The organism is Enterobacter sp. MGH 16, from assembly GCF_000493175.1.
In the GTDB taxonomy this organism is placed as follows: domain Bacteria; phylum Pseudomonadota; class Gammaproteobacteria; order Enterobacterales; family Enterobacteriaceae; genus Enterobacter; species Enterobacter roggenkampii.
Map to the genome: position 1 here is coordinate 1978957 of NZ_KI535695.1, position 26585 is coordinate 2005541.

General features: G+C 57.2%; 27 protein-coding genes. 13 read left to right on the plus strand and 14 right to left on the minus strand.

The genetic code is table 11. The annotated features are described in order from the left end of the window. Window positions 1-2: 2 nt before the first annotated feature. Window positions 3-257 (minus strand): GlsB/YeaQ/YmgE family stress response membrane protein, encoded by a 255-nt coding sequence (locus tag L362_RS13445; protein WP_008502662.1) that lies wholly within the window; start codon window positions 255-257, stop codon window positions 3-5. A 208-nt stretch (window positions 258-465) separates the two neighbouring features. Between L362_RS13445 and L362_RS13440 the strand changes: the two genes are divergently transcribed. Next, window positions 466-1197, plus strand: a complete 732-nt coding sequence (locus L362_RS13440) for a flagellar brake protein YcgR (RefSeq protein WP_008502663.1) — start codon at window positions 466-468, stop codon at window positions 1195-1197. A 39-nt stretch (window positions 1198-1236) separates the two neighbouring features. On the opposite strand, the gene emtA is transcribed toward L362_RS13440, so the two are convergent. Continuing rightward, a complete protein-coding gene (gene emtA / locus L362_RS13435) occupies window positions 1237-1848 on the minus strand; it encodes a membrane-bound lytic murein transglycosylase EmtA (RefSeq protein WP_008502664.1) in 612 nt (203 codons plus the stop codon). Window positions 1849-1955: 107 nt separating this feature from the next. On the opposite strand from emtA, the gene ldcA reads away from it, so the two are divergent. Together ldcA and L362_RS13425 are read left to right on the plus strand one after the other, a co-directional pair. Beyond that, window positions 1956-2870, plus strand: a complete 915-nt coding sequence (gene ldcA, locus L362_RS13430) for a muramoyltetrapeptide carboxypeptidase (protein WP_023344398.1) — start codon at window positions 1956-1958, stop codon at window positions 2868-2870. 97 nt (window positions 2871-2967) lie between these two features. Next, window positions 2968-4701, plus strand: coding sequence for a potassium/proton antiporter (locus tag L362_RS13425; RefSeq protein ID WP_021240401.1), 1734 nt, complete (start codon window positions 2968-2970; stop codon window positions 4699-4701). Between the two features lie 94 nt (window positions 4702-4795). Here L362_RS13425 and dadX read toward each other — a convergent pair whose 3' ends face one another. Both dadX and L362_RS13415 read right to left on the minus strand, forming a co-directional pair. After that, window positions 4796-5866, minus strand: coding sequence for a catabolic alanine racemase DadX (gene dadX / locus L362_RS13420; RefSeq protein WP_023344399.1), 1071 nt, complete (start codon window positions 5864-5866; stop codon window positions 4796-4798). A 9-nt stretch (window positions 5867-5875) separates the two neighbouring features. Continuing rightward, window positions 5876-7174 carry a D-amino acid dehydrogenase gene (locus L362_RS13415; RefSeq protein ID WP_023344400.1) on the minus strand — a complete coding sequence of 433 codons (1299 nt, stop codon included), beginning with the start codon at window positions 7172-7174 and terminating at the stop codon, window positions 5876-5878. Between the two features lie 321 nt (window positions 7175-7495). On the opposite strand from L362_RS13415, the gene L362_RS13410 reads away from it, so the two are divergent. Continuing rightward, complete coding sequence (locus L362_RS13410; protein WP_023293929.1) at window positions 7496-9028, plus strand: SpoVR family protein; 1533 nt, start codon at window positions 7496-7498, stop codon at window positions 9026-9028. 109 nt (window positions 9029-9137) lie between these two features. Here L362_RS13410 and fadR read toward each other — a convergent pair whose 3' ends face one another. Beyond that, on the minus strand, window positions 9138-9857 hold the full coding sequence (gene fadR, locus L362_RS13405) for a fatty acid metabolism transcriptional regulator FadR (RefSeq protein ID WP_008500512.1): 720 nt from the start codon (window positions 9855-9857) through the stop codon (window positions 9138-9140). Between the two features lie 201 nt (window positions 9858-10058). Here fadR and nhaB point away from each other — a divergent pair, with 201 nt between their 5' ends. Both nhaB and dsbB read left to right on the plus strand, forming a co-directional pair. After that, complete coding sequence (nhaB, locus tag L362_RS13400; RefSeq protein ID WP_023325493.1) at window positions 10059-11597, plus strand: Na(+)/H(+) antiporter NhaB; 1539 nt, start codon at window positions 10059-10061, stop codon at window positions 11595-11597. Between the two features lie 143 nt (window positions 11598-11740). Next, window positions 11741-12271, plus strand: coding sequence for a disulfide bond formation protein DsbB (gene dsbB, locus L362_RS13395; RefSeq protein ID WP_028015880.1), 531 nt, complete (start codon window positions 11741-11743; stop codon window positions 12269-12271). 115 nt (window positions 12272-12386) lie between these two features. Here dsbB and L362_RS13390 read toward each other — a convergent pair whose 3' ends face one another. From L362_RS13390 to L362_RS13380, 3 genes are all read right to left on the minus strand, one after another. Further along, the gene (locus tag L362_RS13390; protein ID WP_008500509.1) at window positions 12387-12827 is read right to left on the minus strand and encodes a YcgN family cysteine cluster protein; all 441 of its coding nucleotides are present in this window, start codon (window positions 12825-12827) and stop codon (window positions 12387-12389) included. 93 nt (window positions 12828-12920) lie between these two features. Continuing rightward, window positions 12921-13580, minus strand: coding sequence for a fumarylacetoacetate hydrolase family protein (locus L362_RS13385; RefSeq protein ID WP_008500508.1), 660 nt, complete (start codon window positions 13578-13580; stop codon window positions 12921-12923). A 47-nt stretch (window positions 13581-13627) separates the two neighbouring features. Then, window positions 13628-13903, minus strand: a complete 276-nt coding sequence (locus L362_RS13380) for a YcgL domain-containing protein (protein WP_008500507.1) — start codon at window positions 13901-13903, stop codon at window positions 13628-13630. Window positions 13904-14026: 123 nt separating this feature from the next. On the opposite strand from L362_RS13380, the gene minC reads away from it, so the two are divergent. From minC to minE, 3 genes are read left to right on the plus strand one after another with little or no spacing between them, the layout of a single operon-like run. Further along, window positions 14027-14734: a septum site-determining protein MinC gene (gene minC / locus L362_RS13375; RefSeq protein WP_023344401.1), complete on the plus strand. Its 708-nt coding sequence runs from the start codon at window positions 14027-14029 to the stop codon at window positions 14732-14734. A 23-nt stretch (window positions 14735-14757) separates the two neighbouring features. Continuing rightward, on the plus strand, window positions 14758-15570 hold the full coding sequence (minD, locus tag L362_RS13370) for a septum site-determining protein MinD (protein ID WP_008500505.1): 813 nt from the start codon (window positions 14758-14760) through the stop codon (window positions 15568-15570). A gap of 3 nt (window positions 15571-15573) precedes the next feature. Next, a complete protein-coding gene (gene minE / locus L362_RS13365; RefSeq protein WP_008500504.1) occupies window positions 15574-15843 on the plus strand; it encodes a cell division topological specificity factor MinE in 270 nt (89 codons plus the stop codon). A 74-nt stretch (window positions 15844-15917) separates the two neighbouring features. Here minE and rnd read toward each other — a convergent pair whose 3' ends face one another. The 5 genes from rnd to L362_RS13340 form a co-directional block, all read right to left on the minus strand. Beyond that, window positions 15918-17033, minus strand: a complete 1116-nt coding sequence (rnd, locus tag L362_RS13360) for a ribonuclease D (RefSeq protein ID WP_123277559.1) — start codon at window positions 17031-17033, stop codon at window positions 15918-15920. 83 nt (window positions 17034-17116) lie between these two features. Next, entirely contained in the window at window positions 17117-18802 is a 1686-nt protein-coding gene (gene fadD / locus L362_RS13355) for a long-chain-fatty-acid--CoA ligase FadD (protein ID WP_023344402.1), read from the minus strand. A 203-nt stretch (window positions 18803-19005) separates the two neighbouring features. Next, window positions 19006-19587, minus strand: coding sequence for a Slp family lipoprotein (locus L362_RS13350; protein WP_023344403.1), 582 nt, complete (start codon window positions 19585-19587; stop codon window positions 19006-19008). Between the two features lie 37 nt (window positions 19588-19624). Continuing rightward, complete coding sequence (gene tsaB / locus L362_RS13345; protein WP_023344404.1) at window positions 19625-20320, minus strand: tRNA (adenosine(37)-N6)-threonylcarbamoyltransferase complex dimerization subunit type 1 TsaB; 696 nt, start codon at window positions 20318-20320, stop codon at window positions 19625-19627. A 66-nt stretch (window positions 20321-20386) separates the two neighbouring features. After that, window positions 20387-22297 carry an ATP-dependent DNA helicase gene (locus L362_RS13340; RefSeq protein ID WP_023293935.1) on the minus strand — a complete coding sequence of 637 codons (1911 nt, stop codon included), beginning with the start codon at window positions 22295-22297 and terminating at the stop codon, window positions 20387-20389. A gap of 133 nt (window positions 22298-22430) precedes the next feature. Between L362_RS13340 and L362_RS13335 the strand changes: the two genes are divergently transcribed. Continuing rightward, window positions 22431-22775: a RidA family protein gene (locus L362_RS13335; RefSeq protein WP_008500498.1), complete on the plus strand. Its 345-nt coding sequence runs from the start codon at window positions 22431-22433 to the stop codon at window positions 22773-22775. A 6-nt stretch (window positions 22776-22781) separates the two neighbouring features. Here L362_RS13335 and L362_RS13330 read toward each other — a convergent pair whose 3' ends face one another. Further along, window positions 22782-22964, minus strand: a complete 183-nt coding sequence (locus L362_RS13330) for a YoaH family protein (RefSeq protein ID WP_008500497.1) — start codon at window positions 22962-22964, stop codon at window positions 22782-22784. Window positions 22965-23025: 61 nt separating this feature from the next. Between L362_RS13330 and pabB the strand changes: the two genes are divergently transcribed. The 3 genes from pabB to sdaA all read left to right on the plus strand — a co-directional run bounded on the left by pabB (window position 23026) and on the right by sdaA (window position 26486). Continuing rightward, the gene (gene pabB / locus L362_RS13325) at window positions 23026-24351 is read left to right on the plus strand and encodes an aminodeoxychorismate synthase component 1 (protein ID WP_032637784.1); all 1326 of its coding nucleotides are present in this window, start codon (window positions 23026-23028) and stop codon (window positions 24349-24351) included. Window positions 24352-24357: 6 nt separating this feature from the next. Next, complete coding sequence (locus L362_RS13320) at window positions 24358-24936, plus strand: CoA pyrophosphatase (protein WP_008500495.1); 579 nt, start codon at window positions 24358-24360, stop codon at window positions 24934-24936. 185 nt (window positions 24937-25121) lie between these two features. After that, entirely contained in the window at window positions 25122-26486 is a 1365-nt protein-coding gene (sdaA, locus tag L362_RS13315; protein ID WP_008500494.1) for an L-serine ammonia-lyase, read from the plus strand. Window positions 26487-26585: the final 99 nt, after the last annotated feature.

Below are 26585 nucleotides of genomic sequence, written 5' to 3' on the forward strand. Positions count from 1 at the left end.
TCTTATGCTCGTCGCAGTAACCTGAATATGCCCAGCACCACAATGGCGCCCACGACAGCGACCAGAAAACTGTGCAGGTCAAAACCACTTATGTTGCCTCCGAAGCCAAACATCGTCGCCAGCCAGCCGCCCACAACCGCACCAACGACCCCGAGTACACAGGTCAAAATAAAGCCGCCGCCATCGTTTCCCGGCATGATCAATTTCGCGATAGCGCCAGCAATAAGACCAAAGATAATCCAGGCGATGATACCCATAGCGATGCCCTCTTGCAGGTTTAACGCATGTGCAGAAAACCTTCTGCACAGCTAACTTAAGTATAGGTCATCGCCGGAAAATCATTTTCTTGTCACCGACTTATCTTTGCCTGAACAGGCAAAAAAAACTCACCGGTTTGTATTAAGTTTCATTGCAGATTGCCGATAACGCTAAGACAGTCTGTCATCTATCAAGGAGCCATCCGGCGTGAGTCATTACAGTGAGCAGTTCCTCAAGCAAAATCCGCTGGCTGTATTAGGGGTATTACGCGACCTGCAAAAAGGTGAAGTGCCGCTGCGCATCAGCTGGTCGAATAATCAGTTCATCAGTAAGATCCTTGACGCCTCGCAGGAGCGGCTGGTGATTGATTTAGGCAGTCAGGAGTATGAAAACCGCGCGGCGCTGAAGGCGGAGAATATCGCCGTGATGGCCGAAACGCAGGGCGCAAAAGTGGAGTTTGTCCTGTCGCGACTGGAACTGAGCGAATACCAGGGGCTGCCGGCCTTTGTGACCCCGCTTCCCACTAATCTTTGGTTTGTCCAGCGTCGTGAATATTTCCGCATCAGCGCCCCGCTTCACCCTGCCTACTTCTGCAAGGCCAAAATGCCGGACAAAAAAGAGATTCGCTTCCGTCTCTTCGATCTGTCGCTGGGCGGTATGGGCGCGCTGATGGATACGCCGAAGCCTGACGGACTGGTAGAGGGCATGCGGTTCACGCAAATCGAGCTGGATATGGGGGGCTGGGGGCGCTTTTATTTCGATGCACAGCTGATTGCCATCAGCGAACGCACCGTCGTGGACAGCAAAAATGAAACGATCACCACGCCGCGTCTGAGCTTCCGTTTCCTCAACGTCGGACCTGGCGCTGAGCGCGAACTGCAGCGCATTATCTACTCCCTGGAGCGGGAGGCGCGCGAACGCGCAAATAAAGTTCTGTAAAAAAACATCGGGCAGCGTGACCGCCGCCCGTCTGCGGCATTACATGGCATCCATCGCTTTCTGCACTTTCCAGATATAACGAGGCGCCTGTGGTGCCGGGTGATTTTTCACCACATGCTCAAAGAATTCGTCTTTGTCCATGCCGTTAATCTCTTCTATCGCCTCTTTGCGGTCAGAGGAGAAGGTTCTCAGCAACGCGCCGGCGCCGTTAACGTAAGACACCACCAGCGCGTACTGCATGACCTCCGGATCCTGAATCCCCTTCAGCACGCCATGCTCCATGATGCTCAGATAGGCCGTGCCCATTGAAATGTTGCGCTCCGGGTTCTTCAGCTCGCTGGTCGACGGCTGGCCGCTCCAGCCCATGTAGCGGTATACCTCTCTCCCCGCCGTTGACGCTTTAAGCTGCATCAGCCCCACCGCGTTCGACTTGCTGACAAGCGTGGGGTTACCGCCGGACTCCACCGCAATGATCGCCGTGATGAGACGCGGACTGACGCCCCAGGCTTTCCCGGCTTGTTCACTGATCGGCATCCACTGCATCGCCCGCTTCACCGGCACTTCCGGGTTCCAGGGCGGGTTTTGATAATCATGCTTTGAACTACAGCCAGCGAGCAACACAATCAAAAAAGCAAACCATCTCAATTTCACGTCATCTATCCTTATAGCCGGTCATCGCGGTGCGCCGCCACTTGAAGCAGGCGGCGTATACGCGGCATGATATAGACAATTAGTTTCTCATTCAGCAAGGAATTGCCATGTCTCAGATTCATCTCATCGCGCCGTCGGGCTACTGCATCAACCAGGACGCGGCGCAGCGGGGCGTTCAGCGTTTGCTGGAATCGGGCCACCAGGTAGAAAATCAGACGATTATCCCCCGCCGCCAGCAGCGTTTTGCCGGTACCGAAGCGCAGCGGCTGAATGATATCAACAGCCTGGTGAACCTGAAGGGTGAAAACCGGATAGTGCTGGCGGTGCGCGGCGGATATGGCGCGAGCCGACTGCTGGAGAGCATTGACTGGCAGGGCCTGGCGGAGCGTCAGCAGCAGGATCCGCTGCTGATATGCGGCCACAGCGATTTCACCGTCATCCAGCTTGGGCTGCTGGCGCTGCATAACGTCATCACCTTCAGCGGCCCGATGCTGGCCGGTAACTTCGGCGCGCCGGAGCTGGAAGCGTTCACCGTGGAACATTTCTGGCGCGCGCTGCGTAATCCCACCTACAGCGTGGAGTGGCAGGGGAATGGACCGCACTGGGAATGCGAAGGCCAGCTCTGGGGCGGTAACCTGGCGATGCTGGTTTCGCTCATCGGTACGCCGTGGATGCCGCAAATCAAGGACGGCATTCTGGTGCTGGAAGATATCAACGAACATCCGTTCCGCGTCGAGCGCATGCTGTTGCAGCTCTATCATGCCGGTATTCTTGAGCGCCAGTCCGCGATTGTGCTGGGCAGCTTCAGCGGCTCTGAGCCGAATGACTATGACGCGGGTTACTCCCTGGAAACCATGGTTCAGTTCATTCGCTCGCGGCTGGATATTCCGGTGATCGCCGGTCTGGACTTCGGTCATGAGCAGCGCACCGTGACCCTGGCGCTGGGGGCGCACGCCGCCCTGCTCCATAATGATTCCGGCTCCCGGCTGACCATCAGCGGCCATCCTGTCATAAAGGCATAAAAAAGCCGTTATACCCCCTTAATAAAACGCTGTTGCCGTCGTTAATATGTTAGGGTTTTAGTAACAGCGTTAACATTGAGGTGGGAGTAAGAGAACATTGGATGCCGCAGCGATAATCAGCCTTTTCATTCTGGGTTCGGTCCTTGTAACCAGCAGTATTTTATTAAGTTCATTTTCATCGCGTCTCGGCATACCTATTCTTGTTATTTTCCTCGCCATCGGCATGCTGGCCGGCATTGATGGCATTGGCGGTATCCCATTCGATAACTACCCTTTCGCCTACATGGTGAGTAACCTGGCGCTGGCGGTGATCCTGCTGGATGGCGGGATGCGCACCCAGGCGAGCTCCTTCCGCGTGGCCTTAGGGCCTGCGCTGTCGCTCGCCACGGTTGGCGTGTTGATTACCTCCGGCCTCACCGGAATGATGGCCGCGTGGCTTTTCCATCTGAATATCATGGAAGGGTTGCTGATAGGCGCCATCGTGGGCTCAACCGATGCGGCTGCGGTGTTTTCCCTGCTCGGCGGTAAAGGGCTTAACGAACGCGTTGGCTCCACGCTTGAGATTGAATCCGGCAGCAACGATCCGATGGCGGTGTTTCTCACCATCACGCTGATTGAGATGATCCAGCAGCACGAGACGGGCCTCAGCTGGATGTTTGCGTGGCATATCCTGCAGCAGTTCGGGCTGGGGATTGTTATTGGCCTGGCGGGGGGATACCTCTTACAACAGATGATCAACCGCATCTCGCTGCCCGCGGGGCTTTACCCGCTGCTGGCCTTGAGCGGCGGCATTCTTATTTTTGCCGTTACCACGGCGCTGGACGGCAGCGGCATTCTCGCCGTCTACCTCTGCGGGTTCCTGATGGGCAACCGCCCTATTCGCAACCGCCATGCCATTTTGCAGAACTTCGACGGCCTGGCATGGCTGGCGCAGATCGGCATGTTCCTGGTGCTCGGTCTTCTGGTTACCCCATCGGACCTGCTGCCCATCGCCGTTCCGGCGCTGCTGTTGTCTGCGTGGATGATCTTCTTCGCCCGTCCGCTGTCGGTATTTGCTGGCCTGCTGCCGTTTCGCGGCTTCAACCTGCGCGAGCGCGTCTTTATCAGCTGGGTGGGTCTGCGCGGCGCGGTTCCGATTATTCTTGCGGTCTTTCCGATGATGGCCGGTCTGGATAACGCCCGGCTGTTCTTTAACGTGGCCTTCTTCGTGGTGCTGATTTCGCTGCTGTTCCAGGGAACGTCCCTCGGGTGGGCGGCGAAAAAAGCAAAAGTGGTGGTGCCTCCCGTGGGCTGGCCGGTGTCGCGGGTGGGGCTCGACATTCATCCGGAAAACCCGTGGGAGCAGTTCGTCTATCAGCTGAGCGCCGACAAATGGTGCGTGGGCGCTTCGCTGCGCGATTTGCACATGCCGGCCGAAACGCGCATTGCCGCCCTGTTCCGCGACAATGTCCTGCTGCACCCTACCGGCAGCACCCGCCTGCGCGAAGGGGATATTCTGTGCGTGATTGGCCGCGAGCGTGACCTGCCCGCGCTGGGCAAGCTGTTCAGCCAGTCGCCGCCGGTGGCGCTGGACCAGCGTTTCTTCGGCGATTTCATTCTGGAAGCCAGCGCCAGGTTTGCCGATGTGGCGCTGATTTACGGCCTGGATGAAGGTGCTGAAGACGGAGATAGCCAGCAAACGCTGGGCGAAATCATCCAGCAGCGGCTTGGCGCTGCCCCGGTCGTGGGCGATCAGGTAGAGTTTGCCGGGATGATCTGGACGGTAGCAGAGAAAGAAGATAACGCGGTAAGGAAAGTCGGTTTGAGGCCGATGGAAGAGGAAGCGGAGTAGCGGTTTTTTTGCCGGGTGGCGGCTTCGCCTTACCCGGCAAAAAAACCCTCGAACGTAGACCGGGTAAGCGTTAGCGCCACCCGGCGAATATACGTTACACCGTCACAACCGGCACCCTTGGTGCCAGGGCACACATCAGTTCATATCCCACCGTGCCCGCCGCGGCCGCCACGTCATCAATTCTGATTTCGTTACCCCACAGCTCGACCGGGGAACCGATACCCGCCTGCGGGCAGGGCGTCAGGTCAACGGCCAGCATATCCATAGATACGGTGCCTACCGTTCCCGTGCGGACTCCATCTACCCACACAGGCGTACCGGTCGGCGCAATGCGCGGGTAGCCGTCGGCATAGCCACCCGCCACGATACCAATCCGCTGCTCGCCCTTTGCCCGATAGCGGCTACCGTAGCCCACCGTGTCGCCAGCTTTCAGGGTCTGCACACCAATGATTTCGCTGCGCAGGGTCATAACCGGCTTCAGGCCGCTGTTGGCGATATCCTGCCACTGGCCCGAGGGCGACGCGCCGTACAGAACGATCCCCGGACGCACCCAGTTGTAATGCGCCTCGGGATGCCACAGCGTGGCCGCCGAGTTGGACAGCGAGCGCGGGCAGTCCAGCCCTTCTGCGGCCTGCTCGATGCGGACCATGGCATCGGCGATACCGTCCGGTTTTTCCGCGTCGGCAAAGTGCGCCATCAGCGTCATTTCACCCACGTTCTTCAGGGCGCGCAGCTGCTGCCAGACCGTATGCACCCGCTCAGGCTGGAAGCCCAGGCGGTTCATGCCGCTGTTGACCTTGAGATAGATATCCAGCGGCGCGTGGAGCTTCGCATCCTGAATCGCTTTGATCTGCCAGTTGCTGTGAACGCTGGTGGTCAGCCGGTACTTATCCAGCAGCGGCAGATCGTCGGCGTGGAAGAAGCCCTCCAGCAGCAGTATGGGCCCTTTCCAGCCGCGCTCGCGCAGCAGAATGGCCTCTTCAAGATTGAGTAACGCAAAGCCATCGGTGGCGCTCAGCGCGCTCCAGATACGGTCAATGCCGTGGCCGTAGGCATTCGCTTTCACCACCGACCACACGCGTGCGCCAGGTGCTGCCCGACGAACAATCTGCAGGTTATCCTTCAGGGCCTGCAGGTTCAGCTGAGCGAGAACAGGACGGGACATGACAACTCCTTAGTTATGTGCGCCGTGCAGGTGCTGTGGACGCGACGGCGTAAACCCCGATTGATAGCGCGCGACACTGAGATCGTCAAACGGAATGGCCGGCGTGCGTCCGGAAATCAGGTCGCTCAGCAGCTGCCCGGAGCCGCAGGCCATCGTCCAGCCAAGCGTGCCGTGTCCGGTATTGGTCCACAGGTTTTTGAACGGCGTGCGCCCCACAATCGGCGTGCCGTCCGGCGTCATCGGACGCAGGCCGGTCCAGAAGGTCGCCTGCTCGACAAAGCCACCGCGCGGGAAGAGGTCCCCCACCACCATCTCCAGCGTTTCACGACGCGGTTTCAGCAGTTCGGTGTTGAAGCCGACAATCTCCGCCATGCCGCCTACGCGGATGCGGTTATCGAAGCGGGTTATGGCGATTTTATAGGTTTCATCCAGAATGGTAGAGACCGGTGCGCCGCTCTCCTCTTTTACCGGAATGGTCAGCGAGTAGCCTTTTAGCGGGTAGACCGGAATGTCGAGAATGCCTTTCAGCATGGCGGTGGAGTACGAACCAAACGCCATGACGTAGGCATCCGCTTTGATCACCTCTTCGCCACACTTCACGCCGTAAATTTTTTCCCCTTCCGACAGCAGCTTGTCGACAGAGGTGTTAAAGCGGAATTTCACCCCCGCCTGCTCGCACATCTGCGCCAGACGCTGCGTAAAGAGCTGGCAGTCGCCGGTTTCGTCATTCGGCAGGCGCAGGCCGCCCGTCAGCTTATGCGCCACTTCCACCAGCGCAGGTTCAACCTGACCAAGCTGGCTGGCTTCCAGCAGCTGATACGGTACGCCAGCATCTTCCAGCACGGCGATATCGCGGGTGGCGTTTTCATACTGTTGTTCAGTGCGGAACAGTTGGAGCGTTCCGCCCTGACGGCCTTCGTACTCAATCCCGGTTGAGGCGCGCAACGCTTTCAGACAGTCGCGGCTGTATTCCGCCAGGCGCACCATGCGCCCTTTGTTCTCCATGTAGTGGCGTGTGTCGCAGTTGCGCAGCATCTGCCACATCCACTTCAGCTGGAACTGCGTGCCGTCAAGGCTGATGGCCAGCGGCGCGTGGCGCTGGAACATCCATTTAATCGCTTTCAGAGGAACGCCCGGCGCCGCCCACGGAGCGGCATAGCCCGGAGAGATTTGTCCGGCGTTCGCCGCGCTGGTTTCCAGCGCGGGGCCTGACTCACGATCGATAACGGTGACGTCATGTCCCGCCTGACTTAAATACCAGGCGCTGGTTACCCCAACGACACCACTTCCCAGTATGACAACACGCATAGCCACTCCATTATGTGCAAAAGAACAATCTTCTAATTACAGATTGATAACCTAGTTGAAAATATTATTCAACATACGACTTTTTTATGGTGACTTACCTCACACATCCCCCAGCATCAGGGGATAGTGCTAATTTGGGATCTCCTGCTGCGCGTTATTTTTAACCAGCATAAAATGCTGAGAGACACCGTTTTTTTGCCGTATCAAAAACGCGAAATCGCAAAGAAAAAATTTCTGCCCCAGCACGCTTTTTAACACGTTGATCTATGCTTGAAAGGAGGCTCTCCAGACAGAGAGAGCACCCACAACGAGGGCGCGCTAATGGCTACTATTGATTCCCTGAACAAGGACAACACACGTCTGAGCGATGGACCCGACTGGACCTTCGAGCTGCTGGATGTTTACCTCGCCGAAATCGACCGGGTTGCAAAACTGTATCGCCTGGATACCTATCCCCATCAGATTGAAGTCATTACGTCCGAACAGATGATGGACGCCTACTCCAGCGTCGGGATGCCGATTAACTATCCGCACTGGTCGTTTGGTAAGAAATTTATCGAAACGGAGCGGCTGTATAAGCACGGGCAGCAGGGTCTGGCGTATGAGATCGTCATTAACTCCAATCCGTGTATCGCCTATTTAATGGAAGAGAACACCATTACCATGCAGGCGCTGGTGATGGCGCACGCCTGCTACGGGCACAACTCCTTTTTCAAGAATAACTACCTGTTCCGCAGCTGGACGGATGCCAGCTCCATCGTCGATTACCTGATCTTCGCCCGTAAATACATTACCGACTGCGAAGAACGCTACGGCGTGGATGAAGTGGAAAAACTGCTCGACTCCTGTCACGCGCTGATGAACTACGGCGTTGACCGCTACAAACGTCCGCAGAAAATCTCCCTGCAGGAGGAGAAGGCCCGGCAGAAAAGCCGCGAGGAGTATCTGCAAAGCCAGGTGAACATGCTGTGGCGCACCCTGCCGAAGCGTGAGGAAGAAAAAACGATCGCCGAAGCGCGGCGCTATCCGTCCGAGCCACAGGAAAACCTGCTCTATTTTATGGAGAAGAACGCCCCGCTGCTGGAGCCGTGGCAGCGTGAGATCCTGCGCATCGTGCGCAAGGTGAGCCAGTATTTCTACCCGCAAAAACAGACGCAGGTGATGAACGAAGGCTGGGCGACCTTCTGGCACTACACCATCCTCAACCACCTGTACGACGAGGGGAAAGTCACCGAGCGGTTTATGATGGAGTTCCTCCACAGCCATACCAACGTGGTGTTCCAGCCGCCCTATAACAGCCCGTGGTACAGCGGTATTAACCCGTATGCCCTTGGCTTCGCCATGTTTCAGGACATTAAGCGTATCTGTCAGTCGCCGACGGAAGAAGACAAGTACTGGTTCCCGGATATCGCCGGATCTGACTGGCTGGAAACGCTGCACTTTGCGATGCGCGATTTTAAAGATGAGAGCTTCATTAGCCAGTTTATGTCGCCGAAGATCATGCGTGACTTCCGCTTCTTCACCGTGCTGGACGATGACCGCAACAACTATCTGGAGATCTCCGCAATCCACAACGAGGAGGGATACCGTGAGATCCGCTCTCGCCTCTCTTCCCAGTACAACCTGAGCAATCTTGAACCCAACATTCAGGTGTGGAACGTGGATTTGCGCGGTGACCGCTCCCTGACGCTGCGCTATATCCCGCACAATCGCGCGCCGCTGGATAAAGGGCGTAAAGAGGTGCTGAAGCACGTGCATCGCCTTTGGGGCTTTGACGTGCAGCTGGAGCAGCAGAATGAAGACGGGAGCGTCGAGCTGCTTGAACGCTGCCCGGCGCGATTGAATACGCTGTAGTTTTTTGCCGGGTGGCGGCTACGCCTTACCCGGCCTACGGGTTTTGTAGGCCCGGTAAGCGAAGCGCCACCGGGCGAAAAAAAACCTCTCACACGAGAGGTTTTTTATTTCAGCGGCTCTGAATCGCCAAATCACCCGGCAGCGTTTTCTGCATACGGTGCCAGATTTCACCGGAATCGTGACCGTAGCGGCGCACCGTCTCATACACCTGATCGTGCAGACCTTCGGAGCACAGCTTGCTCAGCTTATGGTAAAAGCCCAGCGCCAGGCTGCGGGCTTCGGGATTGGCAAAGTAGTGGCGGCCAATGCGGGTGTAGAGTCCCTTCATACCGTTGAGGATCAGACCGTACACCGGGTTGCCGGAGGCAAACGCCAGGCCACGGAAGACGTTGTAATCGAGGGTGGCGAACGCGTCGGCGTGATCTTCCACCTCGTTGGCACTGGCCAGCACCGCAAGCGCATCTTCCGGATGCTGGCGGAAAGCCGTACGAATAAAGATCGTCGCGATGTTGGTGCGAACGGAGAGCAGATTATCAATAAGCTGCGGCACGCTTTCATGATCGAGACGCGCCAGCGTTTCAAGAATGTTCAGCCCGGAGGTTTCCCAGAAGTTGTTCACTTTTGTTGGCTTGCCGTGCTGGATCGTCAACCAGCCATCGCGCGCCAGTCGCTGAAGCACTTCACGCAGCGTGGTGCGAGTGACGCCAATCAGTTCAGAGAGTTCGCGTTCAGCCGGAAGAATGGACCCCGCAGGGAAACGATTATTCCAGATGCTTTCAATGATGTACTCTTCCGCGAAACCCGCCGGGCTCTGCGCCTTAATGACCATAGTGAGATTTCCATTACACAGCTTTTGCAAATTGGACTCATCATACCAGAGGCGTGCAGTGGCAGGTAGCGCGGCAAAGAGAGAAAAGAGGGATCGCCGTTTCATTTTTATGAAATTTACAATGCAGTCTTATCCGCGTCTGGACCGTGAATTTTGCGTATACTGATGTTTTGTCTTACTTGACGGGGAAGGACGTCTGTCGTGGAAATTTCTTTTGGGCGCGCCCTGTGGCGCAATTTTTTAGGCCAGTCTCCTGACTGGTACAAACTGATACTGCTGGTGTTCCTGGTCGTTAACCCTCTCCTCTTTTACGTGAACCCGTTCGTTGCCGGGTGGCTGCTGGTCGCGGAGTTTATCTTCACCCTGGCGATGGCGCTGAAATGCTATCCCCTGTTGCCGGGCGGATTGCTGGCGTTTGAAGCGGTAGTGATTGGGATGACCTCTGCCGAGCATGTCAAAGCAGAGCTGGCATCCAATCTTGAAGTGCTTCTGCTGCTGATGTTTATGGTGGCGGGCATCTACTTTATGAAACAGCTGCTGCTGTTTATCTTTACGCGCCTGCTGCTCAGCATTCCGTCGAAAACGGTTCTCTCGCTGGCGTTTTGCCTTGCGGCGGCCTTCCTGTCAGCCTTCCTGGACGCGCTGACGGTCGTCGCGGTGGTGATAAGCGTCGCGGTGGGGTTTTACGGTATTTATCACCGCGTGGCCTCCTCTCGTCCGGGTGAGGATCTGCAGGATGACAGCCATGTCGATGCGCATAACCGCGAGGTACTTGAGCAGTTTCGCGCCTTCCTGCGCAGCCTTATGATGCATGCCGGCGTCGGTACCGCACTGGGGGGCGTGATGACGATGGTGGGCGAGCCGCAAAACCTGATCATTGCGAAAGCGGCGGGCTGGCACTTCGGTGATTTCTTCCTGAGAATGGCCCCGGTGAGCGTGCCGGTGCTGATCTGCGGTCTGGCGACCTGTTTGCTGGTGGAGAAGTTTCGCCTCTTTGGTTACGGGGCACAACTCCCGGAGCCGGTACGTCAGGAGCTGCATAAATTCGATCTGCAGAGCCGACGCCAGCGGACGCGCCAGGAGACGCTGCGCCTGATTGCACAGGGGATCATCGGCGTCTGGCTTATCGCCGCGCTGGCGTTCCATCTTGCTGAAGTGGGGCTGATTGGTCTGTCCGTGATTATTCTCGCCACGACCTTTACCGGCGTGACGGATGAGCATGCCATCGGCAAAGCCTTTACCGAAGCGCTGCCGTTTACCGCCCTGCTGGCGGTGTTCTTTGCGGTCGTGGCGGTGATAATCGACCAGCACCTGTTCGCGCCGATTATTGCCTTTGTCTTACGGGCATCGCCGGATGCTCAGCTGTCGCTGTTTTACCTGTTTAACGGCCTGCTCTCGTCAATCTCAGATAACGTCTTTGTCGGGACGGTTTACATTAACGAGGCTAAGACCGCGATGGAGCAAGGCGTGATCAGCGCCGGACAGTTTGAACTGCTGGCCGTGGCGATCAACACCGGTACCAACCTGCCGTCGGTGGCGACACCCAATGGCCAGGCCGCCTTCCTGTTCCTGCTGACCTCCGCCCTTGCGCCACTCATACGTCTTTCTTATGGAAGAATGGTCTGGATGGCCCTGCCCTATACGCTGGTGCTTACGATCGTGGGATTGCTTTGCGTCAAAATTACCCTTATTCCCTGTACGCAATGGTTGATACAAGCGGGTATACTTGCGGCGCAGTAAACACTGCAACTCGGGCAGTTCGCTGCCCGTTTGCCTTTTCGCACGATAAACATCCAATTACGTTTTATTTCGCCAGGTACAGGTGGCGCGAAAAACGAATTCGTTTACACTGCGCTTTCTAAGCATGTTCCAGGGAAATGATTATGTTGAGATTTTTAAACCAGTGCTCCCGCGGTCGCGGAGCATGGTTGTTAATGGCCCTGACCGCCTTTGCGCTGGAAATGGTCGCGCTGTGGTTCCAGCACGTAATGGGACTCAAACCTTGCGTGCTCTGTATTTACGAACGCTGCGCGCTGTTCGGCATTATGGGGGCTGGCCTGGTCGGCGCGATTGCGCCGAAGTCGCCGCTTCGCTATGCCGGGATCGCAATCTGGCTCTACAGCGCCTGGAAAGGCATTGAACTCTCCTGGCAGCACACGATGATGCAGCTGCATCCGTCACCGTTTATGACCTGCGATTTTGCCGCCCGCTTCCCGAGCTGGCTGCCGCTGGACAAATGGCTGCCGCAGGTGTTCGTTGCCTCCGGTGACTGCTCCGTTCGCCAGTGGGAATTCCTGACGCTGGAGATGCCGCAGTGGCTGGTGGGCATTTTTGCCGCCTACTTCGTCGTGGCGCTGCTGGTGTTGATCGCTCAGCCGTTCAAACCGAAGAAACGCGATTTGTTCGGACGCTAATTCGCCCGGCGGCGCTTCGCTTGCGCGGGCCTACGGTTTTGTAGGTCGGGTAAGCGCAGCGCCACCCGACACAACAGCGCACAATAAAAAACCCGCTTCGGCGGGTTTTTTAATCTCAACGGGTCGGGTGGTTCATGATGTGATCTTCCCAGTCCCGCACCTCGGACTCTTTCACCGCAATGTGGCGCACGGAGATACGTTCGCCGTGCATCGCCGCTTTTGAACCGGTCAGCAGGGGGTGCCAGTCAGGCAGACCTTTCCCCTCCGCCAGCAGGCGATACGCGCAGGTATGCGGCAGCCATTCAAAGGTGGGCAGATTCTCACGGGTTAATTTAATGCAGTCTGGCTCGAACTCGAAGCGGCGCTCGTAGTTGCGGCACTGGCAGGTTTTGATATTCAGCTGCTTGCAGGCCACGTTGGTGAAGTAGATTTCGTCCGTGTCTTCATCCATCAGCTTGTGCAGGCAGCACTGACCACAGCCGTCGCATAAGGATTCCCATTCCGCGTCGGTCATGTCGTCGAGAGTTTTGCTTTGCCAGAAAGGGATGTCGTTCATCAGGATGTCCACACGTCAAAAGAAAGCGCACCTTATAACGAGTCTGGCACGTCGTTGCAAGTTTTGCCGCCCTTTTCAGGCGGCAAGAGGAGGTTACAGCACGCGGGTTTTCAGCGACAGGCCGTTAAAACCAACTTCAAGTTCATCACCGCTCGCGAGCGGACCAACGCCTTCCGGCGTGCCGGTCAGGATCACATCACCCGGCTTGAGGGTAAAGAAGCGGCTCATGTAGGCGATCAGCGGCACAATCTTATGGATCATGTCTGCCGTGGTGCCCTGCTGGCGGATTTCACCGTTAACCTTCAGGCTGAGCGGCGTATCCTGCGGATTACCGGTAAATTCGCTCACCGGCACAAACGCCGAAATCGGGCAGGAATTATCAAACCCTTTGGCTTTTTCCCACGGCTGCCCCGCTTTCTTCATTTTACCCTGCACGTCGCGTAGCGTCAGATCCAGCGCCACGCCATATCCGGCGATCGCTTTTTGCACATGCTCTTCGGAGGCCTGACGCAGCGTTGCGCCGATCAGCACGGCGAGTTCCACTTCGTGGTGCACCGAGCCGAGCCCCTGCGGCAGGGCCAGCGGCTGGCGAATATCGCAAAGCGCCGTTTCAGGCTTAATGAACAGAACCGGCTCTTCTGGCGTCGCACTGCCCATCTCCTGAATATGTTTTGCATAGTTGCTGCCCACGCAAACCACTTTGCTGACGGGATAATCCAGTAATGCACCTTGCCAGTTATGATGTTGATACATGGTCGACCCCTAAACGGTTGATGTGTTGTGCTCAAAAACAGTTGAGACTATTTTTTACCGTTCGCCTCAAGATGCTGTTTTAATAAATTCTCGGGTGGCGGCGGAAGCTGTAAATAATAGCCCTGCTCGGCTAATGCCGTTTTCACTTTCTCCAGATCGGCATTCACCAGTTTCTTGCGACCATCAAGCGGCAGCAGCATCGCCATCTGCGGTCGGCCAAAGCTCTTCATTAATTCTTCAGGCACGCGTGAAAAATCGTCTTTCTTTTCGACATAAAGATAGGTCTGGTCACGGGTTGTACTTCTGTAGATCACACAAAACATGTTTTTACTCTGAATTAATGGGTGGTTGCTTGCCTCAATATACTCCTGACTATAACATGCCTGATACTCTTCGGAATATCGCAGCGAGTGGTTGCGGTTAATAGCAAATTGAGTAAGGCCAGGATGTCAAACACGCCCATCGAGCTTAAAGGCAGTAGCTTCACCTTATCAGTGGTACATTTGCATGATGCAAAACCCGAGGTTATTCGTCAGGCGTTAGAAGACAAAATCGCCCAGGCTCCCGCCTTCCTGAAGCACGCCCCTGTTGTTATCAACGTCAGCGGTCTTGAAGCGCCGGTTAACTGGAAACGTCTCCAGCAGGCCGTCTCCTCGACCGGACTGCGTATTGTCGGCATCAGCGGCTGCAAAGATACTGAACTGAAAGCGGAAATTGACCGTGCGGGGCTGCCGCTTCTGAATGAAGGCAAAGAAAAAGCCCCGCGTGCGGCACCCGTTGCCGTCGAAACGCCCCCTCCTGCGGCGCAAAACGTTACAACCATCACAAAAACGCGAATGATTGATGTGCCGGTTCGTTCCGGTCAGCGCATTTATGCACCAAACTGTGATCTGATTGTTACAAGCCACGTCAGCGCTGGCGCTGAGCTGATTGCAGATGGCAATATTCACGTTTACGGTATGATGCGTGGACGTGCGCTCGCAGGTGCAAGTGGCGATCGGGACGCGCAAATATTTTGTACTCACCTGACGGCGGAACTGGTGTCCATCGCAGGTGAATATTGGCTGAGCGACAAGATCCCAGCCGAATTTTATGGCAAAGCGGCTCGCCTGCTTCTGGCAGACGACGCGTTGACCGTTCAACCGTTGAATTGATCCCTTTTTAACAAGGAATTTCTATGGCACGCATTATTGTTGTTACTTCGGGTAAAGGAGGCGTTGGCAAGACCACCTCCAGCGCGGCCATCGCTACTGGTTTGGCCCAGAAGGGAAAGAAAACCGTCGTTATCGACTTCGATATCGGCCTGCGTAACCTCGACCTCATCATGGGATGTGAGCGTCGCGTCGTGTATGACTTTGTGAACGTCATTCAGGGCGATGCCACGCTGAACCAGGCGCTGATTAAAGACAAGCGCACCGAGAACCTCTACATTCTCCCGGCTTCTCAGACGCGTGACAAAGACGCCCTGACCCGTGAAGGGGTAGAAAAGGTGCTCGACGAGCTGAAAAAAATGGAGTTCGACTTCATTGTCTGTGACTCCCCTGCCGGTATCGAAACCGGTGCCCTGATGGCGCTCTACTTCGCTGATGAAGCAATCATCACCACCAACCCTGAAGTTTCATCCGTGCGTGACTCAGACCGCATTCTCGGGATCCTCGCCTCTAAATCCCGTCGTGCGGAAAATGGCGAAGACCCGATTAAAGAACACCTGCTGCTCACCCGCTACAACCCGGGCCGCGTGAACAAAGGTGACATGCTGAGCATGGAAGACGTGCTGGAGATCCTGCGCATTAAGCTGGTGGGCGTTATCCCGGAAGATCAGTCCGTGTTACGTGCCTCTAACCAGGGCGAGCCAGTGATCCTTGATACAATGGCAGATGCAGGTAAAGCTTACGCCGATACCGTTGACCGTCTGCTGGGAGAAGAACGTCCTTTCCGCTTCATTGAAGAAGAGAAGAAAGGTTTCCTCAAACGCCTGTTCGGAGGATAAGTTATGGCATTACTGGACTTTTTTCTCTCGCGGAAAAAGAACACCGCCAACATCGCAAAAGAACGTCTGCAAATTATCGTTGCGGAGCGTCGTCGTAGCGACGCCGAGCCTCACTACCTGCCGCAGCTGCGCAAGGACATCCTGGAAGTGATCTGTAAGTACGTGCAGATTGATCCGGAGATGGTGACGGTGCAGCTGGAACAAAAAGACGGGGATATTTCGATTCTGGAGCTGAACGTGACGCTCCCGGAAGCGGAAGAGTCGCGTCCGTAGGTTTGTGATTTCGTCGCCCCGGTAAGCGCAGCGCCACCGGGGAAATATGCCGGGTTTATCACCCGGCATATTTTTTATCGCGGATAACCTTCCAGCAGCGTATTCAGGCGATCGGCCATCAATTCCCCGCGCCATCCCGCCATCATTTCCGGCAAGCCATTCTGCGGCTTCAGCTTCCAGTGCCAGTTAAGCAGCTGATTAATCTGACGGCGTGAAGCGAGCAGTTCCGCGCTCAGCTTGCTTTCCGTAGCCACCGCCTGCACCAGCGCTTTGATGTCCTTAAACGCTTTGCGATAGCCTGGCATATCCATCAGGTTCAGCAGCGGTTCCGGCAGCGCCTCTTCCGGTAACGCCTGCGCTTTTGCGACCAGCGCCAGCAGGGTTTTGCCGTGGAAACGGATTTCGCTGCCCGAAAGCCCAATGCTGTCCAGCTCGCCGAGGCTGCCCGGCATATAGCGCGCAACCGCCCAGAGATGCTCTTCGCGAACCACAAAGTTAACGGCCAGATCGCGCTCGCGCGCTTTACGCAAGCGCCAGTCTGCCAGCAGCTGCAGGCACGCCAGCTGACGCGTACGCAGCTGCCAGGCGTTGCTGATGTCGCGCCAGGCCTCTTTCGGATCCACCACTTCCTGACGACGCAGCTGGGTCATACGGCACTCGTCCAGCGCGGCGGACAGCCAGCCGGATGCCTCGGCTTCTTTCATCAGCTGTCCGGCGATCGGCAGCAGGTAAAACACGTCAGCCGCCGCATACTCCAGCTGGCGCGCGGTAAGCGGACGCGCCAGCCAGTCGGTACGGGATTCGCTTTTATCCAGCGTCAGGCCCGTATACTCCTCCACCATGGCGGCAAAGCCCCAGGAGAGCGGTCGCCCGCTGAACGCCGCAAGGATCTGCGTATCAATCAGCGGCTGAGGCATGATGCCAAAGGTGTTCAGAAAGACTTCCAGATCTTCACTGCCTGCGTGCAGGTATTTCGTGACGGCGGTATCGAGCAGCAGATCGCGCATCGGCGTCCAGTCGGTAATGCCGAGAGGGTCGATCAGCGACACGTGTTTACCGTCGTACATCTGAATCAACCCCAGCTGCGGATAGTACGTCCGGGTACGGACAAACTCGGTATCCAGGGCAATGGCAGGAAAGTCGCGCGTCACTTCGCACAGCGAAGCCAGCTCGTCGTTGGTCGTGATCATCTGGTAATTCAAATCGGATTCTCTTTTGTTTGCGCCCATAAAAAACGCCGGCTTAACCGGCGTCTGGACGATTAACGTGAAGCTCAGGCCTTATTGTCTACTTTGGCACGGGCTTCGTCACGTAATTCTCGTCGTAATATCTTCCCGACGTTGGATTTCGGCAGCTCGTCGCGGAATTCCACCAGCTTAGGCACTTTATAGCCCGTCAGCTGACGACGACAAAACGTTATCAGCGCTTCCTCGGTGAGAGAAGGATCTTTCTTGACCACAAATATCTTCACCGCTTCACCGCTGCTGCCGGAAGGCACGCCGACCGCTGCCACTTCGAGTACGCCGCTGTGCTGCATGACCACGTCTTCGATCTCATTCGGATAGACGTTGAAGCCGGAGACCAGGATCATATCTTTCTTGCGATCGACAATGCGCAGGAAGCCCTCGTCATCCATCACCGCGATATCGCCGGTATGCAGCCAGCCGTCTTTGATGATTTCGTCGGTCGCGTCGGGACGCTGCCAGTAGCCCAGCATGACCTGTGGACCTTTGACGCACAGCTCACCCGGCTCACCCGGCGCGACTTCGTTATCATTATCATCGACCAGTTTCGCTTCAGTGGAAGGAACGGGCAGTCCAATGCTTCCGCTGTGGTAGTCGATGTCATGCGGGTTAACGCTGACCAGCGGCGCGCACTCCGTCAGGCCATAGCCCTCCAGCAGATACTGGCCGGTAAGCTTCACCCAGCGCTCGGCCACCGCCTGCTGAACCGGCATGCCGCCGCCCGCAGAGAGATGGAGCGTGGAGAAGTCCAGCTGCTGGAACTCTTTGTTATTAAGCAGCGCGTTAAACAGGGTATTTACCCCGGTCATGGCGGTGAACGGGTATTTTGCCAGCTCTTTCACCAGCCCCGGGATATCACGCGGGTTAGTAATCAGCACGTTTTGCCCGCCGAGCTCAATAAACAGCAGGCAGTTCATGGTCAGTGCGAAAATGTGGTACAGCGGCAGCGCCGTAATGACCAGCTCTTTGCCGGGATGCAGCAGCGGCCCGTAGGTGGCATTGACCTGCTCAAGGTTCGCCAGCATGTTGCGGTGGGTCAGCATTGCGCCTTTCGCCACGCCGGTGGTACCGCCGGTATACTGCAGGAACGCGAGATCTTCTGAGACCACTTCCGGCTTAACGTACTGCATACGATAGCCCGCATGCAGCGCGCGGCGGAAGGAGATAGCGTCCGGCAGGTGATATTTTGGCACCAGACGTTTGACGTATTTGACGACAAAGTTAACCAGCGTGCCTTTGGCGGTGGAGAGCTGGTCCCCCATGCGCGTCAGGATGACGTGTTTCACCTGGGTTCTGTCGACCACTTTTTCCAGCGTATGGGCAAAGTTGGACACAATGACAATCGCAACCGCGCCGCTGTCGTTCAGCTGATGCTCCAGCTCGCGCGGGGTGTACAGCGGGTTGACGTTAACGACAATCATCCCGGCACGCAGGATACCGAACAGCGCCACCGGGTATTGCAGCAGGTTCGGCATCATTAGCGCGACGCGATCCCCTTTTTGCAGCCCCAGCCCTTCCTGCAGGTACGCCGCAAACGCCCGGCTGCGCTCCTCCAGCTTACGGAACGTCATCACCTCGCCCATATTCACAAATGCGGGCTGGTCCGCGTAGCGCCTTACCGAGTGTTCAAATAATTCCACCAGGGATTGATAACGGTCAGGATTGATCTCAGCAGGAACATCTGCGGGATAACGGTTAAGCCAAACCTTCTTCAATGCATCACCTCTGAAATGAGTGTTCGTCGTCATCACAACCCCGATAATAAACAGTTTGTTAACATTATATTAACTCAGCGTACCAGTTTATTAATTGTTCAGATTTAAGGTTGCGAAGCGCGTCACTCTTTTTTTTCGTTTTATCCGTAAAAAAACAGAGACAGCGGCTGAGCCGCTGTCTCTTTTCTAACAATAACAGTAAGTTACTCAGTAACGATCGTCTGTACCTGTGCAGGCCCCGGGTTATACCAGCCCCAGCCCGGGTAGCCGTAACGATAAGGATGTGGACCCCACATCCACGGATCGATCGGCTGAGGCGGCATGATCACCTGCTGTGCCAGCCGCCAGCGCTTGTAGCCGTTCACCTGCATGGTCATAAATTTGTACGGCGTGCTGCCGATTTTGCCCTGTACGGCGCCGGTAATCGGCCCGACGACGGTCACCAGCTGTCCGCGAAAATCGACCGGATCGAGGAAACCATTGACGTCCGCATAGATACGTCCCCGGGAGGCCTCGCCCAGTACAGGCCGCGCGCCGCTGTCGAGCGGTACCGTGGCGATCTCCAGACGGGTTTTCCCCTGCTGGTTCTGCACGTCGATCACTTTCCCACCAAAGCGGGCTTCCTGGCCGACGTACAGCTCAGGTGCATTCATCACCCGAACCAGATCCTGCTGTGGCGTCGGGCTGCTGCCCTTAATCGCATCAGGAACGGAAACGCATCCGCTCAGTGCTATGGCAACCGCGCCTGCCATAATAAGGCGTACTACTTTAGTCTGAACCGCCATGATGCGACTCCTTTTTCTCAGTTCCTGTTACTGAGAGTCACTCGCGGCCCGGAAGTTTCTTCCACGCGACGGTGTTTCGCAAATAAACCGGTTCCGCGTGTTCAACGGCCACGGTTTTGCCTGCTGCGAGCAGCTGGCTGGCAATCGGAAGCATATCTTCCGCAGCCGGCAGAAGCATGTTGCCGTCCACCAGCGTCAACCCGGTGCCGTTCGCCATCTCAGGCCACGCCTGCCAGCCCGTACCGACGGTCGCCCACTCGCCGGACAGCTGCTTCAGCCGTTCCGTCGCCGCTTCCGGCTTAAGCACGGCTTCCGTCTCTTCACCGTGCCACACGCCCTGCTCGTCGCGGGTGTATTCGGCCCAGTAAACTTCGCCCATGCGGGCATCTATTGCGGCCAGGACGCGCGTTGCCCCGGTCATGCGCCATGCGCCCTGCGCCATGGTGGCGAGGGTTGAGACGCCGATCATCGGCAGTTCGGCGCCCAGCGCCAGCCCCTGCGCAATGCCAATCCCGATGCGTACGCCCGTAAAGCTGCCGGGGCCGCGGCCAAAGGCCAGCGCGTCGAGGTCGGTTAAGGAGGTGTTGCCCTGGGTTAAAATGGCTTTTACCAGGGGGAGAATGCGTTGGGTGTGTTCCCGTGGGCACTCCTCGAAATGGGCAGAAACAGCACCGTCGTTCAACAGAGCAACAGAGCAAGCCTCTGTCGCGGTATCAATAGCCAGAATTCGCATCAGTCGTCGCGCTCTCGCAAGGGTCAGTCACAAAATGGCGCGCATCTTAGCACACTCCGGGGTAAATTACTCCGCCGTTGGGTTTGCCAGGAAACGCACCGCGCGTTTTATGTCCCGCGTCCGCGGTGCGGGCGGCAGGCTTGCAAGGAAGGTTGCCCCGTAAGGACGCATCACCAGCCGGTTATCGCAGATGACCAGCACGCCGCGATCGGTGACGTCACGGATTAAGCGCCCTACCCCTTGCTTAAGCGTAATGACCGCATCCGGCAGCTGAACCTCGTCAAACGGATCGCCGCCGCGCAGGCGGCAGTCTTCCATCCGCGCCTTCAGCAGCGGATCGTCCGGGGAGGTAAACGGCAGCTTATCAATGATCACCAGTGAAAGCGTGTCGCCGCGCACGTCCACCCCTTCCCAGAAGCTGCTGGTTGCGACCAGCAGGGCGTTACCGGCGCTAACGAACTGCTGCAGCAGCTGGCCTTTGCTGGTTTCGCCCTGCAGCAGCACCGGTAGCGTCATGGTGGCGCGGAACTGCTCGGCGAGGTCGCGCATCATGGCGTGGGAGGTGCAGAGCATAAAGCAGCGGCCGTTATTGGCCTCGATCATCGGCTTCAGCATCGCCGCGAGATGCCGCGCCGCCCCCGGCTGGTTCGGCAGCGGCAGATTGCGCGGCACGCAGAGCAGCGCCTGCTTTTCGTAATCGAACGGGCTGGGCAGAAGCAGCGATTCCGCCTGCTCGATGCCGAGGCGCTCGGTGAAGTGGTGCAGGTCGTCATTCACCGACAGGGTTGCCGACGTGAAGATCCAACTGCCCGGCTTTTGCGCCATCACCTCTTTAAATTTATCCGCCACCGTCAGCGGCGTGAGCGCCAGGGTAAAGTGGCGCGAGGTGCATTCGTACCAGTAGCTGTAACCCGGCTGGTTAATCTCTTTCAGCCGCTTCAGCCGCCCGCGATAGAGCGTGGCGCGCTCGAAGGCCGCGTCGAGCAGCGCGGAACGGCCGAGCGACAGCTTTGCCACGTCGTAGCAGAGCTCAAGCGCGTCATCGAGCAGCAGCAGCGCGCGCTGGATGTTTTTGTCCGCCAGCAGCTCGCGCAGGTTACCGCGATAGCCCGGCTCGCCGAGCTGTAAACGAAAATCCTGCGCGCTCTGCGCCAGACGATCGGCGCACTTCTGCAGCTGCTGGGTATCTTTGAGTTCGGTCCGGTACGCAATGGTGAAATCTTTCGCCAGATCCTGCAGCTGGCGGCTGGAGAGCGACTGGCCGAAATACTGGCTGGCGATATCCGGCAGCTGGTGGGCTTCGTCGAAGATCATCACGTCCGCCTCCGGGATCAGCTCACCAAAGCCGCTGTCCTTAACCACCATATCCGCGAGGAACAGATGGTGGTTCACCACCACCACATCCGCATCCATCGCCGTTTTGCGCGCTTTCACCACGAAGCAGTCTTTATACAGCGGGCAGTCGCTGCCGAGGCAGTTGTCGTTGGTGCTGGTCACCAGCGGCCAGGCGGGAGAGTCTTCCGGCACGCTTGCGCAGGTGCTGATATCGCCCTCTTCCGTCTGGTTCGCCCAGGCGCGAAGGATAATGACGTCGCTCAGGGTTTGCACCGGCAGGTCACCGCCCGCCAGCGCCTGCTGCTCAAGGCGTTCCAGGCAGAGATAGTTGGAGCGCCCCTTCAGCAGGGCCAGACGGCCTTTATATTTCAGCGCCTTTGCCACCGTGGGCAAATCGCGGCTGTAGAGCTGGTCCTGCAGCGCTTTCGAACCGGTGGAGATAATCACCTTTTTTTTCGCCCGCAGCGCCGGCGCAAGGTAAGCATAGGTTTTACCCGTGCCGGTACCCGCTTCGACCACCAGCGGCTGAGCCTTATCGATGGCGCGTGCAACGGCGTGCGCCATCTGTCGCTGAGGCTCACGGGGTTTGAAGCCGGGGATAGCCTGCGCTAATTGACCTTCAGGGGAAAAATCGTCTGCCACGGTGCTCTCTCACTGTATTTTTGCACAGGGATTATGTCAGCCCATCCTCTCCTGTGCCACCCCAAATAGTGACGACAGATGAACAATATGGCAGTCTTGCCGCCTGACGACGAAAAATAACGAGGAAACGTTTATGACAATTGTGCGCATTGATGCCGAAGCCCGCTGGTCTGATGTGGTGATCCACAACCAGACGCTCTACTACACCGGCGTCCCGGCGAACCTTGACGCGGATGCGTTCGAGCAGACGGCCAATACCCTGGCGCAGATTGACGCGGTGCTGGAAAAACAGGGCAGCGACAAATCCCGCATTCTGGATGCGACGATTTTCCTGGCGAACAAAGATGACTTCGCGGCAATGAACAAAGCCTGGGATGCGTGGGTGGTGGCGGGTCACGCGCCTGTACGCTGCACCGTACAGGCCACGCTGATGAAGCCGGAATACAAGGTTGAGATTAAGATTATCGCGGCGGTTTAAGCCCTATCACTCTTCATCTTCATCCTCGAAACGCGCCACGATCCGCTCGCCGGTATGCGTGGCGCGCAGCTCTTCCGCCACCTGGGAAATCGCCTGTCCGCTGCTCATCCCCTGGGACATCAGCTCCTGAATTCGCTCAACCGCTTTCTGCTGCTGTTCATGGCTCAGAGAAGGTAAACCTGCAAACATCGTCAACTCCTGCTAAATTATTCGCGCTAATTATTTCACGCTGCCCGGTAGTATGCCACACATGAACATGCGCTTCCCCACTGTTATTACCCTGCCCTGGCGGACAGACGCCGCTGAATACTGGTTTACCCGCCTGAGCCATCTTCCGTTTGCGATGCTGCTGCACTCCGGCCATGCGGACCATCCCTACAGCCGCTTTGATATTCTGGTCGCCGATCCGCTGAAGACGTTGACAACCGATGACCTGTCGCTGACGGACGATCCGCTGGCGCAGCTTCAGCACGACATTAACGCGCTGGGCTTATCCGCTACGCCAAACCCGGACCTTCCCTTTCAGGGAGGCGCGCTGGGCCTGTTTGGCTATGATTTGGGCCGCCGTTTCGAAACGCTGCCCGAGCATGCGCAGGCTGATATTTCCCTGCCAGATATGGCCGTGGGGCTGTATGACTGGGCGTTAATTGTCGATCACCAGAAAAAAACGGTTTCCCTGCTGAGCCATCGTGACGTCCAGGCGCGTCTGGACTGGCTTGAGGCGCAACAGGCTGCACCCGCAGAGACGTTCACGCTGACCTCCGGCTGGCGCTCCAACATGAGCGCCGCGGAGTATGGCGAAAAATTCGCGCGCGTTCAGGCGTATCTGCAAAGCGGCGACTGCTACCAGGTTAACCTCGCTCAGCGTTTCCAGGCGACCTATCGTGGAGATGAATGGCAGGCGTTTACCCGTCTTAATGCCAGCAATAAGGCACCGTTCAGCGCCTTTGTGCGTCTGGAACAGGGGGCGATCCTCAGCCTGTCGCCCGAGCGTTTTATTCATCTGGCCGAGGGCACCATTCAAACCCGCCCGATTAAGGGCACGCTTCCACGCCTTGCCGATCCTGTTGCCGATCGCCAGCAGGCGGAAAAACTGGCCGCCTCGCCAAAAGACCGCGCCGAAAATCTGATGATTGTCGATCTGATGCGTAACGACATTGGCCGGGTGGCCGTGCCGGGCAGCGTCCGCGTGCCGGAACTGTTTGTCGTCGAGCCTTTCCCTGCGGTGCATCATCTGGTCAGCACCATTACCGCGCGGCTGCCAGACTCGCGCACGGCCTGCGACCTGCTGCGCGCCGCGTTCCCGGGCGGCTCCATCACCGGTGCGCCGAAGGTGCGGGCAATGGAGATCATTGATGAGCTGGAGCCCCACCGGCGCAACGCCTGGTGCGGCAGCATCGGCTATATCAGCCTGTGCGGCACGCTGGATACCAGCATTACCATCCGCACGCTGACCGCCTGCAACGGAAACCTTTACTGTTCGGCCGGGGGCGGGATTGTTGCCGATAGTGAGGTCGATGCGGAATATCAGGAAACCTTTGATAAAGTTAACCGTATCCTGAAACTACTGGAGTAATCACGGGTGGAAAAAGAGAACCTGACGCTGGATGACTTTTTATCGCGTTTTCAGCTACTAAGACCGCAGGTCAACCGCGAAGCGCTGAATCAGCGTCAGGCGGCCGTGCTGATCCCGGTCGTGCGTCGCGCGAAGCCGGGCCTGCTGCTCACCCAGCGTTCCGCCCATTTACGTAAGCATGCCGGTCAGGTCGCTTTTCCGGGGGGCGCGGTAGACAGCTCCGACGCCTCGCTGATTGCCGCCGCGCTGCGCGAAGCGCAGGAAGAGGTGGCCATTCCGCCGGAGGCCGTTGAGATCATCGGCGTGCTGCCGCCCGTCGACAGCGTTACCGGTTTCCAGGTCACGCCGGTGGTGGGCATTATCCCGCCGGGTCTGCAGTATCACGCCAGCGTTGATGAAGTCTCTGCGGTGTTTGAAATGCCGCTGGATGAAGCCCTTCGACTGAGTCGTTACCACCCGCTGGATATTCAGCGTCGTGGGCATGACCATCGGGTCTGGTTGTCCTGGTATCAGCATTATTTTGTCTGGGGCATGACGGCGGGCATCATTCGTGAACTGGCGCTGCAGATCGGCCTGAAACCTTGACTATACTTTACATTCCGCCCTCTTCTGCCAGGTTTGCGATCTGCGTCGCGCTATTAGCAAAACCCATCGTTAACCATTAGTTTAATTCATGTGAATAGTTAAGCCGAGGTCGGTGTTCCCTCTTACACTATGCGCAGTTATAACATCGTTACTGGAACCCCGGTAACCCTGTCAGGAGTGTGAAAGTGATTAGTATATTCGACATGTTCAAAGTGGGAATTGGCCCTTCGTCTTCCCATACTGTTGGCCCGATGAAGGCCGGTAAACAGTTCGTCGATGATCTGGTCGAAAAAGGATTACTGGAAAGCGTTACCCGTGTCGCCGTGGATGTTTACGGCTCGCTGTCATTAACGGGTAAAGGCCACCACACCGATATCGCCATTATTATGGGTCTGGCAGGCAATATGCCGGATACCGTTGATATTGATGCCATTCCGGCATTCATCCGCGACGTGGAAACACGCGGCCGCCTGCTGCTGGCAAACGGCCAGCAGGAAGTCGATTTCCCGCAGGATGACGGCATGCGTTTTCGCAGCGACAACCTGCCGCTGCATGAAAACGGCATGACCATTCACGCTTATAGCGGTGAAAAAGAGATCTACAGCAAAACGTACTACTCCATCGGCGGTGGTTTCATCGTGGATGAAGAGCATTTTGGCAAAGACAGCGTCGGCGACGTCAGCGTACCGTACCCGTTCAAATCGGCGACCGAGATGTTGGGCTACTGCAAACAGACCGGTCTTTCCCTGTCCGGCATGGTGATGCAGAACGAACTGGCCCTGCACAGTAAACAAGAGATTGAAGATTATTTTGCCAACGTCTGGCAAACCATGCGCGCCTGTATCGATCGCGGGATGAACACCGAAGGGGTTCTGCCGGGTCCGCTGCGCGTGCCGCGTCGTGCCTCTGCTCTGCGCCGTATGCTGGTGACCACGGACAAATTCTCCAACGACCCGATGAACGTGGTCGACTGGGTGAATATGTTTGCGCTTGCGGTTAACGAAGAGAACGCCGCCGGGGGCCGCGTCGTGACGGCGCCAACCAACGGCGCGTGCGGCATTGTTCCTGCGGTGCTGGCGTATTACGACCACTTTATTGAGCCCGTGACGCCGGACATCTATATCCGTTATTTCCTGGCGGCAGGTGCCATCGGCGCGCTGTACAAGATGAATGCCTCCATCTCCGGTGCGGAAGTGGGCTGTCAGGGTGAAGTCGGCGTGGCCTGCTCCATGGCGGCGGCGGGTCTGGCAGAGCTGTTGGGTGCAAGCCCTGAGCAGGTCTGCGTGGCGGCTGAAATCGGTATGGAACATAACCTCGGTCTGACCTGCGACCCGGTCGCGGGCCAGGTGCAGGTGCCGTGCATTGAGCGTAACGCGATTGCCTCGGTGAAAGCCATCAACGCCTCTCGTATGGCGATGCGCCGTACCAGCGAACCTCGCGTATCGCTGGATAAGGTGATTGAAACCATGTACGAAACGGGCAAAGACATGAACGCGAAATACCGCGAGACGTCCCGTGGTGGCCTGGCCATTAAGGTGCAGTGCGACTAATACTGCCTTTCGCCCATCTGCAACGGATGGGCGAATTTCCCTCTTCTTCCTCGTCTCCTTCTGCTTTTCCCACTACACTTTTACTGTTGCGTCCGGCTT

Coding starts and splice junctions, on each gene's coding strand:
- L362_RS13445 (WP_008502662.1), bottom strand. CDS start 257: ATGGGTATCATCGCCTGGATTATCTTTGGTCTTATTGCTGGCGCTATC.
- ldcA (WP_023344398.1), top strand. CDS start 1,956: ATGTCTCAGATTCATCTCATCGCGCCGTCGGGCTACTGCATCAACCAG.
- dadX (WP_023344399.1), bottom strand. CDS start 5,866: ATGTCCCGTCCTGTTCTCGCTCAGCTGAACCTGCAGGCCCTGAAGGAT.
- L362_RS13415 (WP_023344400.1), bottom strand. CDS start 7,174: ATGCGTGTTGTCATACTGGGAAGTGGTGTCGTTGGGGTAACCAGCGCC.
- L362_RS13410 (WP_023293929.1), top strand. CDS start 7,496: ATGGCTACTATTGATTCCCTGAACAAGGACAACACACGTCTGAGCGAT.
- fadR (WP_008500512.1), bottom strand. CDS start 9,857: ATGGTCATTAAGGCGCAGAGCCCGGCGGGTTTCGCGGAAGAGTACATC.
- dsbB (WP_028015880.1), top strand. CDS start 11,741: ATGTTGAGATTTTTAAACCAGTGCTCCCGCGGTCGCGGAGCATGGTTG.
- L362_RS13390 (WP_008500509.1), bottom strand. CDS start 12,827: ATGAACGACATCCCTTTCTGGCAAAGCAAAACTCTCGACGACATGACC.
- L362_RS13385 (WP_008500508.1), bottom strand. CDS start 13,580: ATGTATCAACATCATAACTGGCAAGGTGCATTACTGGATTATCCCGTC.
- L362_RS13380 (WP_008500507.1), bottom strand. CDS start 13,903: ATGTTTTGTGTGATCTACAGAAGTACAACCCGTGACCAGACCTATCTT.
- minC (WP_023344401.1), top strand. CDS start 14,027: ATGTCAAACACGCCCATCGAGCTTAAAGGCAGTAGCTTCACCTTATCA.
- minD (WP_008500505.1), top strand. CDS start 14,758: ATGGCACGCATTATTGTTGTTACTTCGGGTAAAGGAGGCGTTGGCAAG.
- minE (WP_008500504.1), top strand. CDS start 15,574: ATGGCATTACTGGACTTTTTTCTCTCGCGGAAAAAGAACACCGCCAAC.
- rnd (WP_123277559.1), bottom strand. CDS start 17,033: ATGATCACGACCAACGACGAGCTGGCTTCGCTGTGCGAAGTGACGCGC.
- L362_RS13350 (WP_023344403.1), bottom strand. CDS start 19,587: ATGGCGGTTCAGACTAAAGTAGTACGCCTTATTATGGCAGGCGCGGTT.
- tsaB (WP_023344404.1), bottom strand. CDS start 20,320: ATGCGAATTCTGGCTATTGATACCGCGACAGAGGCTTGCTCTGTTGCT.
- L362_RS13335 (WP_008500498.1), top strand. CDS start 22,431: ATGACAATTGTGCGCATTGATGCCGAAGCCCGCTGGTCTGATGTGGTG.
- L362_RS13330 (WP_008500497.1), bottom strand. CDS start 22,964: ATGTTTGCAGGTTTACCTTCTCTGAGCCATGAACAGCAGCAGAAAGCG.
- pabB (WP_032637784.1), top strand. CDS start 23,026: ATGAACATGCGCTTCCCCACTGTTATTACCCTGCCCTGGCGGACAGAC.